The sequence below is a fragment of the Ruminococcus sp. 1001713B170207_170306_F1 genome, assembly GCF_015668065.1.
In the GTDB taxonomy this organism is placed as follows: domain Bacteria; phylum Bacillota; class Clostridia; order Lachnospirales; family Lachnospiraceae; genus Blautia_A; species Blautia_A faecis.
Genome location: NZ_JADPEX010000008.1, coordinates 16,112 through 28,730, shown reverse-complemented (window position 1 = coordinate 28,730; position 12,619 = coordinate 16,112). Strand labels below are relative to the sequence as shown.

Annotated in this window: 8 protein-coding genes; all 8 read right to left on the bottom strand. The window is 43.9% G+C overall.

Translation table 11 applies throughout. From position 1 onward, the window contains the following. Window positions 1-94: 94 nt before the first annotated feature. Entirely contained in the window at window positions 95-2,374 is a 2,280-nt protein-coding gene (locus I4V84_RS06920) for a bifunctional (p)ppGpp synthetase/guanosine-3',5'-bis(diphosphate) 3'-pyrophosphohydrolase (protein ID WP_334285875.1), read from the bottom strand. A 141-nt stretch (window positions 2,375-2,515) separates the two neighbouring features. Continuing rightward, the gene (locus tag I4V84_RS06915; RefSeq protein WP_118579390.1) at window positions 2,516-3,040 is read right to left on the bottom strand and encodes an adenine phosphoribosyltransferase; all 525 of its coding nucleotides are present in this window, start codon (window positions 3,038-3,040) and stop codon (window positions 2,516-2,518) included. A gap of 204 nt (window positions 3,041-3,244) precedes the next feature. Beyond that, on the bottom strand, window positions 3,245-4,957 hold the full coding sequence (recJ, locus tag I4V84_RS06910) for a single-stranded-DNA-specific exonuclease RecJ (protein WP_173718302.1): 1,713 nt from the start codon (window positions 4,955-4,957) through the stop codon (window positions 3,245-3,247). 873 nt (window positions 4,958-5,830) lie between these two features. After that, window positions 5,831-8,257, bottom strand: a complete 2,427-nt coding sequence (gene secD / locus I4V84_RS06905) for a protein translocase subunit SecD (RefSeq protein WP_187566047.1) — start codon at window positions 8,255-8,257, stop codon at window positions 5,831-5,833. Between the two features lie 73 nt (window positions 8,258-8,330). Continuing rightward, a complete protein-coding gene (gene scfB, locus I4V84_RS06900) occupies window positions 8,331-9,692 on the bottom strand; it encodes a thioether cross-link-forming SCIFF peptide maturase (RefSeq protein WP_118584284.1) in 1,362 nt (453 codons plus the stop codon). Between the two features lie 92 nt (window positions 9,693-9,784). Then, window positions 9,785-9,925, bottom strand: a complete 141-nt coding sequence (scfA, locus tag I4V84_RS06895) for a six-cysteine ranthipeptide SCIFF (RefSeq protein WP_021926839.1) — start codon at window positions 9,923-9,925, stop codon at window positions 9,785-9,787. Window positions 9,926-10,053: 128 nt separating this feature from the next. Further along, a complete protein-coding gene (locus tag I4V84_RS06890; RefSeq protein WP_118584282.1) occupies window positions 10,054-10,404 on the bottom strand; it encodes a TIGR04086 family membrane protein in 351 nt (116 codons plus the stop codon). An 88-nt stretch (window positions 10,405-10,492) separates the two neighbouring features. Beyond that, the gene (locus I4V84_RS06885) at window positions 10,493-12,610 is read right to left on the bottom strand and encodes a hypothetical protein (protein ID WP_195991469.1); all 2,118 of its coding nucleotides are present in this window, start codon (window positions 12,608-12,610) and stop codon (window positions 10,493-10,495) included. Between the last annotated feature and the right edge of the window lie 9 nt (window positions 12,611-12,619).

Below are 12,619 nucleotides of genomic sequence, written 5' to 3'. Positions count from 1 at the left end.
ATTATTCCGTTATTGTCCGTGTCCTGACCGGTAACATACCATCCAATGCTCAACGTACTGTATATCTCCAACCAGTTCACATTTCCATTGTTTCTCAGCCTGTAGTTCTTTCTACATCCAAAACACTTTCCAGCTGACGTATCTTCTCGATAAGGGAATTCAGTTCATCCTTACAGCTGACGTTAAAGCTTACAGAAATAGTGGCCTTCTCCTGCTTGTTTGTTCGGCAGTTAATATTTCGGATGTCAATCTTACGCTCTGTAAAGATCTTGGAAATATCAACCAGAAGACCGGTACGATTATTAGCATATACATTGATCTCAGCCATGTAATGCTCATCCGGCTTGATCTCCGGATCCTGCCACTCTGCTTCCAGAAGACGTCTTCTGTCCATTTCAGACATATTCATCACATTTACACAGTCAGTTCGATGAATGGTAACACCACGGCCTCTTGTAACATATCCAACAATCTCATCACCGGGAATCGGATTACAGCATTTGGAGAAGCGTACTGCAACGTCATGAATGCCCCGTACTACAATGCCGCTCTTGCTCTTGATATGATGCTTCTTATCCTGATTCTCTGCGGCTGCTGCCTCCAGAACTTCTTCATCTGTGAGATTCTTTTTATTCTCTTTATCATAAGCTTCTACAAGCTTATTAAATACCTGTCCCTCTTTCAGTCCGCCATGTCCGATGGCGGCAAGTACAGAATCCCAGTCACGGAAACCATATTTACGAAGGACTGCGTCCAGATACTGAGTCTTGGTGTAATTAGCGAATTTAAAGCCCTTGCTCTTGGCATATTGGGCAAGCATTTCCTTGCCCTTCAGAATATTATCTTCCTTCAGTTCTTTCTTGAACCACTGATTGATTTTATTTCTGGCCTGTGTGCTCTTGACCACCTTCAGCCAGTCACGGCTTGGTCCCTGGGAATTCTGGGAAGTAATGATTTCAATACGGTCACCATTCTGGATCCGGTATTCAATGGGCACCAGTTTGCCATTTACCCTGGCACCTACCATTTTGTTTCCTACAGCACTGTGCACGCTGTATGCAAAATCAATGGGGGTGGAGCCGTTAGGAAGGGTTTTCACATCTCCCTGCGGAGTAAAGCAGTATACACTGTCTGCAAACAGATCCAGATCATTTTTCAGAAGACTCATGAACTCTTTATTATCAGACATGTCTCTCTGCCATTCCAGGATCTGGCGCAGCCAGTTCAGCTTCTCCTCCTCACGATTGCCTGAGGAAGCCTTACCGTCAGAAGCCTCTTTATATTTCCAATGTGCAGCAATACCGTACTCGGCAGTCTTATGCATCTCAAAGGTTCTGATCTGAATTTCAAAAGGCTGTCCATTCGGTCCGATCAGCGTGGTATGCAAAGACTGGTACATATTTGGTTTGGGCATTGCAATATAGTCCTTGAAACGTCCTGGAATTGGCTTATACATCTCATGGATCACACCAAGTGCCGCATAACAGTCCTTCACTGTATCTACCAGGATACGCACTGCAAACAGATCGTAAATCTGATCAATCGTCTTATTCTGATTTACCATCTTTTTATAGATACTGAAAAAGTGTTTTACACGACCGTCAACCTGTGCCTTAATTCCGGCTTCTACCATATGCTGATGCACAGTCTTGACAATATTCCCTACGAATTCCTCACGGACGCTTTTACGAAGTGCTACTTTCTCAACCAGATCATAATAAACATCTGGTTTCAGATATTTCAGGGAAAGGTCATCCAGCTCTACTTTGATCTTGGAAATACCAAGACGCTGTGCGATAGGCGCATAGATGTCCATCGTCTCTCTTGCCTTCTCCTTCTGTTTCTCAGGAGTCATGTACTGAAGAGTACGCATATTATGAAGACGGTCTGCAAGCTTGATCAGAATAACACGGATATCCTTTGCCATGGCAAGGAACATCTTGCGAAGGCTCTCTGCCTGTAGCTCTACTTTATCCTTGGAATAGGACAGCTGACCGATCTTAGTTACCCCATCTACCAGAAGCGCAACCTCAGGACCAAATTCTCTGGTGATCTCATCACAGGTCATCCAGGTATCTTCAACAGCATCGTGAAGAAGGCCTGCTACAATGGTCTCCTTGTCCAGTTCCAGATCCGCCAGAATAATGGCAACACATAAAGGATGAATAATGTAGGGTTCCCCGGACTTTCTCTTCTGATCCTTGTGGGCTTCCCTTGCAGTCTCGTATGCCTTCTGGATCATGGTTATGTCCGTAGAAGGATGATATTTCTTTATGCTGGCAATCAGCTCATTATATAATACTTCAGGGCTTGTAAAGTCGTGCATGGATTTTACAGCTGCATCTGCTTTCTTCACAGACTCCAGCTTCTCCATATCCTCTTTTGATACTTCAGGCTCCTTGCCCTGCTCGTTAACAATATCAGCCATATTTCACACCTGCCTGTTTAAATACTATCTGCGTCAGCATCCGCCCACCTGTTTTCCCGGGGGAATCTGGCGAAACAGACACATCCTTTATTTACCTTCATAACGGATTACAGAAGCAACGTCATATTTCTCCAGTTTCTTACGCCCCTCAAGACCTGCAAGTTCCATCAGAAATACGATCTTCACTACCACTCCACCAAGCTGCTCTACCAGTTTCGCTGCAGCTTCAACTGTACCGCCTGTTGCGATCAGATCATCAATGATAACTACCTTCTGTCCTGGCTTAATGGCATCCTTGTGAATCTCAATCTCAGCTTTGCCATATTCCAGATCATAGCTTGCAGAAACGGTCTCACATGGGAGTTTTCCTTTCTTACGTACTGGTACAAAAGACTTATGAAGATTATAAGCAATTGGCATTCCAAAAATGAATCCACGGGATTCTGTTCCCACTATTACATCCACATCCACATCCTTCAGACAATCCTGCATGGAATCAATTGCAAGCTTCAGTCCGTCTGCGTCCTGAAGGATACTGGTAACATCTCTGAAAATAATGCCTGGTTCTGGAAAATCAGGTATACTTCTTATATATTCTTCTATTTTTTTCATAATAGCCTCCTCAGATTAATGGATGTTGTGGGGAAAGCCTCAGCCACCCCAGAGCGTGTTTAAAAAAAGAAAGCCTTTTTCACACATGCTCTAGCATCATAAATATTTTTTAGTATAACACTTTTTAAATCGGGAATCAACGCAAAACCGACAGGCTCACTGGAAATACTGCATTTTTCGTGGTTTTACATGATTATCCCCTTTTTAGCAATAATTTTGTATGACAATTTGCAAAGAGTCTCTTCCCATATAGGAGTTGATCTTCGGATAATAGGTTACAGAAATAGTTCCATGAGACCTTGCAAACTCTGCAAACTCCTTTGCCTCGCCCCAGTAAACCCCATCCATCACCGTGCCGGATTCGTCCATCAGCTGCAATTTCACTGTATTCTGAGTCTTTCCATATATTCCGGTTTTTAAAACGCGGAGATTTTTCTGGGCAAAAACAGGCTTCGCATTTCCTTTTCCAAAGGGTTCCAGAACAGAGAGCTGACGGATCAGATTCTCGTTTATGTAAGAAATGGGCATTGGTACATCGATCACGATTTTTGGGATCATATCTTCCTCTGTCAAGGTGCAGTTTTCATTGAGCTGACGGCGAAATGCTTCCACATTTGCTTCTTCTATAGAAAGACCTGCTGCCATAGGATGGCCACCATACTGGAGCAACAGACTGTCACATTTTACAAGCTCCTCATACATGGAATAATTTTCTGTAGATCTGCCGCTGCCTTTCACCGATTTTTCCCCTCTTGTAAGAACAAAAGCAGGCTTGTGATATTTTTCACGGATTCTTCCTGCTATGATTCCTGCAAGACTCTCATGACAATCCGGCAAAAATACAACCATTACTCTGTCATTTTTCAGATTGCTGCCCTCTATCAGCTTGTAGGCAGCTTCTGTACCCTGTTCCGTCAGTGCCTTACGGCTGTCATTCAATGCTTTCAGATCGTTTGCAAGCTTTGCAGCCTCTTCTTCATCTTCACACTGTAATAGGGACAGGGAGCGCATGGCTGTATCCAGTCTTCCGCTGGCATTAATGCACGGACCAAGGCGAAAACCAATATCGTAGGAACTGATTTTCTGATTTTCCAGACCAATTGCTCTTATCAAAGCTTTCAGTCCCTTATTTTTTGTATGAGGCAGACGTAAAAGTCCCTCTTTTACAAGAATACGGTTTTCTCCCTGAAGGTCCATAATATCTCCAACTGTAGCGATAGCCGCAGGTTCCAGATAATCTTCTTTCTCACTCTCCGGGATTCCATATTTTTCATACAATGCAAAAACCAGTTTCATTGCAACCACTGCGCCACAGATATTTTTATTTGGATACGTACAGTCAGACTGTTTTGGATTGATAATTGCATCTGCCAGAGGAAGCTTGTATTTTCGCCCTTCTTCTGTATCTTCAAAAGGGACCTCGTGGTGATCCGTCACTACCACTGTCATGCCCATTTTTTTTGCAAATGCAATCTGATCTGCAGCCGAAATTCCATTGTCACAGGTCACGATCGTATCTACTCCATCCTCTTTTGCTTTCTCTATAAGATGATTATGAATTCCATATCCATCTGCAATGCGGTCCGGAATATAGGTATCTACATTCGCCCCCAGGCGTTTAAATCCTTTTAACAGAATATAAGTTGCAGTTACACCGTCAATATCATAATCTCCTATAATTCTCATCCTGGTTCCCAGATCTATTTTTTGCGAAATAATTTCCACAGCTTTGTCAATATCCTTCAGACTTTTCCAGGATGGAATGTCATCCAGGGTTCCGTTCAGATACTGATTAATTTCTGCATCTTCTGTAATATCCCTGTTCCGAATAATCCTGGCGATCACCGGATCTATTCCATACTTCCGGCCAATCTTCTGAAAATCAGCTCTTTTCGCCGCTAATACCCATTTTTCCATGCTTTGTCTCCTGTTGTAAATTGTATTGCTATTTAGTGTGTTGAAAGTTGTTCAAGGCGGACGCACTCGGACAATGGTGATTGCTCACTCGCCGGCGCAACGCTCCAGCGAACTAACTGCTAACTGCGACTAAATCGTTCAGGAAAGCCTTCACGATTAAGTCTCCGTAAGCAGTGGATTTCGCCTACGCTAAAACCGCGCCTGAAATGGCTCGCTGGAGCAATCACCATTGCCCGAATGCTGTGTACTGGCTAGGACTTATTTGTACATAGGAACTTTCAACAGGTGGGGAGGGTGAGTGACTGGCTTCCATATACTATATCGGAAACGAAAGTTTATGGAAATCTTGCCGGAAATTAGCGGCTTTTACAATTTCTATGAAGTATTTGCACATTTTTAGGGCTGTTTTGCAAACAAAGAACTTGACATATTATTATATGTGTCTTCGATACCTCATTTAGATGGTTGGTACTTCGCAGCTTTATTGTTTTTTTCTAATCCATCATTGCCAAGAAAGTATCAGAAAACCAATCACTCCCCCTCTTCCTCGTTAAAAGTTCCTAAATAGAATCAGTCCCAGCCGACACACAGCATTTGGGCAATGTGTATTACTCCAGCGAGCCATTTCAGGCGCGTTTTTAGCGCAGATGAAATCCAGCGCTTACGGAGACTTATGCGTGAGGGCTCTCCCGAACGCATTAGTCGCAGTTAGCGATTAGTTCATCGGAGCGTTGCGCCGGCGAGTGAGTAATACACATTGTCCAAATGCGTCCCTCCTAAAGAACTTTTCAACCCACTAAATAGTAATAGAATTTTACATAAAAAGCAAGCCAGGACAGATGTTTCCACCTGTCCTGGCTTAAGTTCATTTAATTATCTGTCTTCCTCAGAAGAACCATTCTCAGCATTCTTAGCCGCCTCCTGGGCTGCAAGACGCTCCTGAACTCTCTTACGATTTTTCTTCTTCGGCTGGGTCTGTCCATTTGCAGCTGGAGCACTTGGTGCCTTTGCACTTGAAACAGACTGTTTAACCGGAGCAGCACCAGCTGTAGCTTTTACAGTCTGAGCCTGTCCGCCACCAATTTTCTTTTTCATTACCAGCCAGAGGGCTCCGGTAATGCATACAGAAGAATAAGCACCGCAGATAATACCAACCATCAGCGGAGCTGCGAACTCACGGATGGAAGATACACCCATGATATAAAGAACAGCTACCATGATAAAGGTAGTAAGGGAAGTATAAATACTTCTGGTAAGTGTCTGTGTAATACTCTTATTTACCACTTCTTCGAGCTCATCTACGCGCTTGCTTCCGTGAAGATTCTCACGGATACGGTCGAAGATAACGATCGTGGCGTTGATAGAATAACCAACGATAGTCAACATACAAGCGATAAAAGTATTTCCTACGGAAATTCTGGAAATCGCATAGAATGTAAGGACAACCAGAACATCATGAAGAAGTGCAAGTACTGCGCTGCCTGCAAAACGGATATCCTTGAAACGGAACCAGATGTAAAGAAGCATGAAAATAGTGGCAACAAAAACGGCTACTACAGCATCTCTTCTCATTTCGTTGCTGACAGTGGAGGAAATACTCTCTGCCTGGATCAGGGATTCATCTACACCAAACTTGTCAACAAGTGCCTTATTCAGTGCCTCACGTTCGTCAAGATTCAGGGAACGTGTCTTGATGATAACCTGATTTGTTCCAACAACCTTAGTAGGCTGTACATTCTTATCTCCTGTAACCTCTTCCACTACAGGTGTAACCTCAGAATCAATGGTCTTAATGTCCATATCTTCGTTAAAGGTGACATTGGTAGAAGTACCACCTGAAAACTCAAGGCTGTAGTTCAGGGCTTTTCCGCCTGTAGCCTTGTGGATCAGCATAGTGGCTGGTCCGGCAAGGATCAGGATAATGGAAAGGGTGAAGCATAATCTTCTCTTTCCAACAAAGTTAATGACTTTCTTCTCTTCAGTCTTTCCATAGAATTTCTCATCGCGAACGCCAACTGCATATAATGCATTGATCACAAGTCTGGAAAATACCAGAGCTGTAAACATGGAAATCACAATACCAAGTGCCAGTGTATATGCAAATCCTTTAACAGAACCAGTACCCAGCCACATCAGAACGAATGCTGCGATCAGGGTTGTGATGTTTCCGTCAAAGATTGCGGAAAAAGCCTTGGAGAAACCAGCTTTGATCGCGGATCTTACGGTAGAGCCTGTACCTATTTCCTCACGGATACGTGCATAAATAATAACATTCGCATCTACTGCCATACCAATGCCAAGGATGATACCTGCAATACCCGGAAGCGTAAGGGTAATGTCAAATGCATTTAAGGTAAGCAGAATGGTCGCTGTGTAGAAAATCAGGGAAAGGCCTGCAACTGCACCAGGTACACGGTAAGCGATGATCATAAACAGAATTACGATGATCAGACCGATCAGACCTGCAATAAGGCTGGTGGAGATTGCTTCTTCACCGAGCTGTGCAGCTACAACGCTGGAACGAAGCTCTGTCAGTTCAAGGCTCAGGGATCCGATACGGATATAGGAAGCAAGCTCCTGTGCTCTCTCAACACTTTCCATACCACTGATCTGTGCCTTACCGCCTGTGATGGCTTCATTTACTCTTGGAGCGCTTAATACGCCGTTGTCATAGATAATCGCGATCTGTTTTCCAACATTGTTCTGAGTTGCCTCTGCGAATTTTGTTTTTCCCTCGTCTGTAAGAGTCAGATCTACCACGTACTCTCTGCTGCTGGAATTCTGCTGCTGGATTGCACCGCCTGTAGCATCTGCCACATCTGTACCTTCCAAAACCACAGAGCCGGCTGCACGGATCTCGTCAAGACTTCTTGCCAGAGAGTATCCGGTCTCGCTGCTGGAATCTGCCTGGAAATTTGCGTTTCCATCCTCATCCTGCTGTGTGATAAAGCACAGGGAACCTGGCTGGCCAAGTTCTTCCAGAATAGCATTTGCATCTGTTACACCAGGAATCTCTACATTGATACGGTCAGAGCCTTCCTGATATACCTGAGCTTCTGTACTGTACTGCTCAACACGTTTCTGCAGCTTGTACACAGTATCGCTCATGTCTTCACTGCTTGGGTTACTGTCCTTTGCCTGATATGTAATGCTGACACCACCAGCCAGATCAAGTCCGGTCTTGATATTCTTCATGGCACCGGTTCCTGTAGGACCAATACCTACAGCAGCCGTATAGCAAAAGAATACGGTAACGATGGCAGTCAGGATCAGGACTAAGATACCTCTTGATTTTTTCATTGTTCTGTCCCTTCTTTTTTGTTTTTCGCAAAAGCAGGGACTGACAGAAATCTTCGCAGCTGGCGAAGTGCTATCAGTCTTCTGCCAGTGCAGCTTTTATCATGATGGCGCACTCCACACGCTTCCTCTGGAGCTCGCATCCGATTTCATAATTGCTTCTGATATCCTTATGGGCATGATATCCGTTTGCTGCGCATCCGCCACTGCAGTAGAATCTTGCAAAACAATCCTTGCAGGCTGGCTTGGTGTAAACATTGCAGCATCCGAAATCCTTCTGGATGTCAGGTCTCGTAATCCCTTCATCCACATTTCCCATCAGATATTCTTCTTCCCCAACAAACTGGTGGCATGGGTAGAAATCCCCCCATGGAGTTACGGCAAGATATTCTGTGCCGCTTCCGCATCCGGAAAGTCTCTTGTATACACAAGGGCCACCGGTAAGGTCGATCATGAAATGGAAGAAATTAAAACCTTTGCCTTCTTTCTCGCGTTTTATCATCTCTTTCGCAAGAAGGTCGTATTCTTCCATGATCTTCGGCAAGTCTTCCTCCCGAAGTGCGTACTCCTCAGATGGATCTGCCACTACAGGCTCTACAGAAATCTGCTTGAATCCAAGGTCTGCAAGATGAAGAACATCCTGGGAGAAATCAAGATTATGATGAGTGAAGGTTCCTCTTACATAATACTTGTCCTGGTTACGGGACTCTGCAAATTTCTGAAACTTCGGAAGAATCAGATCATAGCTTCCTGCCCCTTTGCGGAATGGGCGCATAAAATCGTGAACTTCCTTACGGCCATCAATACTGAGGACCACATTTCCCATCTCTTTGTTGCAGAATTCCATTACCTCATCGTTCAGCAGAACACCGTTGGTAGTAAGGGTAAAACGGAATTTTTTATTGTGGATTTTCTCCTGCTCACGGCCGTATGCTACCAGGTCCTTAACAACCTGCCAGTTCATAAGCGGCTCGCCGCCAAAGAAATCCACCTCCAGATTGTGTCTGGAGCCTGAATTAGCGATCAGGAAATCCAGTGCCTTCTTCCCTACCTCAAAAGACATGAGAGCTCGTCTTCCGTGGTACTCTCCTTCTTCTGCAAAGCAGTAGCGACAGGCAAGGTTACAATCATGGGCGATGTGCAGACAGAGCGCTTTTACCACTGTCTGACGGTTCTTGGTAAATGTATCAATAGCATTCTCATATACATCTCTGGTGAAAAGCATGCCATCGGCTTTCAGCTTCTCACACTCTGCCACTGATGTCTTAATATCTTCTTCTGAAAACTGATCTCCCAGTTTTCCTACAATGGCAGCTGTATCCAGACCTTCTTCCATATAAGGAAGTACTTCGTAGGTCACTTCATCCACAACATGGATACATCCGCTGTTGATGTCCAGCACGATGTTATAGCCATTGTTCTGATAACGGTGAATCAGACTCATGTTAGTATATCCTTTCGTTCTTTCCTATTGCATGAATAAGCAGCGGCTTTTACACCGCTGCTTACATACGTTTCCAGTTGCCCGACTTATTTGTTCTCGCAGCTCTGGTTTCCTACTGTACAGGATGTCTTGCATGCGGACTGACATGATGTCTGGCACTCGCCGCAGCCGCCTTTCTTTACAGTGTTCTGCAGATTCTTTGTATTTAATGTTTTGATATGCTGCATAGTATTAGCCTCCTTATGTATATAATCTTTGCCTAGTATATCATATTTTTTTTTATTTTTAAAGCATTTTTTATTGGACAGAGTGCGAATCTTTTCAAAAAATGCGGGAATGATTTCTCAAACACGCTCTAAGACAACATCCCACCAAGAGCACCACCACCCAGACACATAAAAAAAGTAGTTACTGCATGTACCAGACTCATTTCCCATTTTCCCTGCACTACAAAAGATACTGTAATCAAAAGCAAATAGTAAAAAGCCCCTACCAGAATTCCCCATAAATACTTATCTTTGCGCAGAATTTTTCCTGACATGAAGCCTCCTGAAAAACAGGACAAAATATACACAGCTACAATTCCTGCTGACACAGGCTTTTCTCCCAGGTCAAACTGGAATAAAAGGAATGCCAGAAGCAAAAGAAACGCTCCGGTAACTGCATAGGAAAAAAGTAAAGATTTTAAAATGACTTTTACTTTCATAAAAACAGCCCTCCCATATGTAATATATGGAAGGGCTGGCTTCGTTATTCATGGATTATGAATGTCCGTTTTAATTATCCTGTCTGCTTTATCTTTTCTTTTTGCGGACAATAATCACAATAATGATCACAGCGGCTGCAGTGATCACAAGGATCACAAAGGGAAGGATCATGGTGTTGTCACCAGTTTTTACTGCATTTGAGGTCTGACTCTGACCGTTATTTCCGTTTGAGGTAGCAGCCGTATTTCCTACAGTGTTGCCTGTAGTGTTTCCTGCAGTCTGTCCCGCATTTGTACTGGAACCTGTTCCATTTGAAGAACTGCCATCTGTTGTGCCAGAATTTATAGTTCCATCAGATGCCACACCTGGTGTATTGCTGGTTCCGGAATTGTCACTGCCGTCAGAGCTTCCGGTACCAGATGAAGAACCACCATTTCCGGTTCCTGAAGTCCCATTGGAAGAGCCATTTGTATTTCCATTGCTGATTCCATTTGAATCACCTGTATTTCCACCAGTTTCATTTCCGCTATTGCTATCCGTTTTACCCGTTCCGGATCCATTTGTTCCATTCGTACCAGCTCCGGTCACAGATGGAGACGGGGTAGGTGTTCCACTGATCGTCACAGTAGGTGTAGGAGTTGGTGTACTTCCATCGCCATACGCTCCATTTGCAATGTCCTCTCCTACGATTGGACGAAAACCTGCAATTCCAAACGGGCTGAAAGAATGTGTGCTGAATACCATGGTGCTTCCGTTTACACTGGGAATAATGGTCTCTGTCGCACCATTATCAAGAAGATGCTCAATCGAATATTTATATCCTTCTTTGACAGGAATCGTTACGCTTACATACTGTCCATCCGGAATTTCATACTCTGTATTATTCTTCAGATCCCATAATTTAAATTCATAGGATTGGAAGATCGTAGCATTATCTTCATTTTTAAATTCGTAATTTTCACCACTGGTCACCTGGAACTGGACATACCAGGGAAGATCTATGCCTGATACAGAAATTCCCTCACAACTATGATTCTGAGCAGCCCTTGCAGCCTGCTCTTCTTCTGTGAGATCGTCCTCAGCAGTTGCCGGTCTTGTATCCGCTGTGGTAAAGTCAAGAGGATTATCAAATATATTTTTCTGGTCATCCTCTGTAGGGTCTGTTGTGTCTTTTACATCCGTGGTGTTCGTTGTATCTGCAGTATCTTTTTTCTCTTCTGTGTTCTCATTTTTCACAGAATCCCCTGTACCATCAAGAATGGTAGCACCAGGCATCACCTCACCAAAAGTTTCGTTCAGTTTTCCAGTATCATCTGAGGAATCTGCGGTCTGCACATTGTCAGATGCTGCATCCTCACCATTATCAGAATTTGTACTCTCTATGCTATCTGCGGCTGTATCTGAACCTGTATCAGCTTTTGACTCTTCTGCAGCTTCCTCCTGAATATCTTCAGAATCTACAGTTTCTTCCATTGCAGGAGCCGCTACTTCTGTTTTTTCTGCCGGGGTTGTAATTCCCGCAGCAGCTTCGGTGTTGTCTTCAGATTTTGCTTCATTAGAAGCAGGAGTGCTCTCGATGGTTTCTTCTTTCTTATCTGCTTCACTGTTCTGCTTGTTTTCCGCATTCTCAGTCTGATCTTCTGTCTTCCCTGAAGTTTCTGAATCATTCTGCTGATTCTCACCTGGAACTGCCTCATCATCAGATTTTATATCTGTATCTTTATTGTCAGAAGTTGTGTCATCCGGGACAGATGCTTCACTGCTCTCATCACCTGTTTCCACCTCTGCAGCAGTATCAGAAGGCTGATCTTCAGAACTCTCTTCTATGCTGCTGACAACAACTGTGATCTTACCTTTCACAACTTTTTTCTCAGAATCCCATCCGGAAATATAAGAAAGATCCACGTCTGCTGCTGGTTTAAATACTACTTCGCAGGTCTGCACTCTTTTATCCGGTATATAAGAATCATCCGCCCAGGAAAGCGTTCCATAATCACTTTTCGGCAATGTCACCTCCGAAAGAGCAATCGGCTGATCAATTGTGATATTATCCGGAATCAGACTGGATTTCTCAAGTCTGGTCTCTGTATTCTGCCCCCATGCAACTACTGGATAAACCTGTCCTGTCATAAGTACTGCTGTCATCGCAGCTGCCGCAAGTAATGATACGCTTTTTCTGTACATAACGTTTTTCTTCTTTTTCATCCTGGCACC

Excerpts from the sequence above, each read along its gene's own strand:
- I4V84_RS06915 (WP_118579390.1), bottom strand. The coding sequence starts at position 3,040 with ATGAAAAAAATAGAAGAATATATAAGAAGTATACCTGATTTTCCAGAA.
- secD (WP_187566047.1), bottom strand. The coding sequence starts at position 8,257 with ATGAAAAAATCAAGAGGTATCTTAGTCCTGATCCTGACTGCCATCGTT.
- recJ (WP_173718302.1), bottom strand. The coding sequence starts at position 4,957 with ATGGAAAAATGGGTATTAGCGGCGAAAAGAGCTGATTTTCAGAAGATT.
- I4V84_RS06890 (WP_118584282.1), bottom strand. The coding sequence starts at position 10,404 with ATGAAAGTAAAAGTCATTTTAAAATCTTTACTTTTTTCCTATGCAGTT.
- I4V84_RS06920 (WP_334285875.1), bottom strand. The coding sequence starts at position 2,374 with ATGGAGAAGCTGGAGTCTGTGAAGAAAGCAGATGCAGCTGTAAAATCC.
- I4V84_RS06885 (WP_195991469.1), bottom strand. The coding sequence starts at position 12,610 with ATGAAAAAGAAGAAAAACGTTATGTACAGAAAAAGCGTATCATTACTT.
- scfA (WP_021926839.1), bottom strand. The coding sequence starts at position 9,925 with ATGCAGCATATCAAAACATTAAATACAAAGAATCTGCAGAACACTGTA.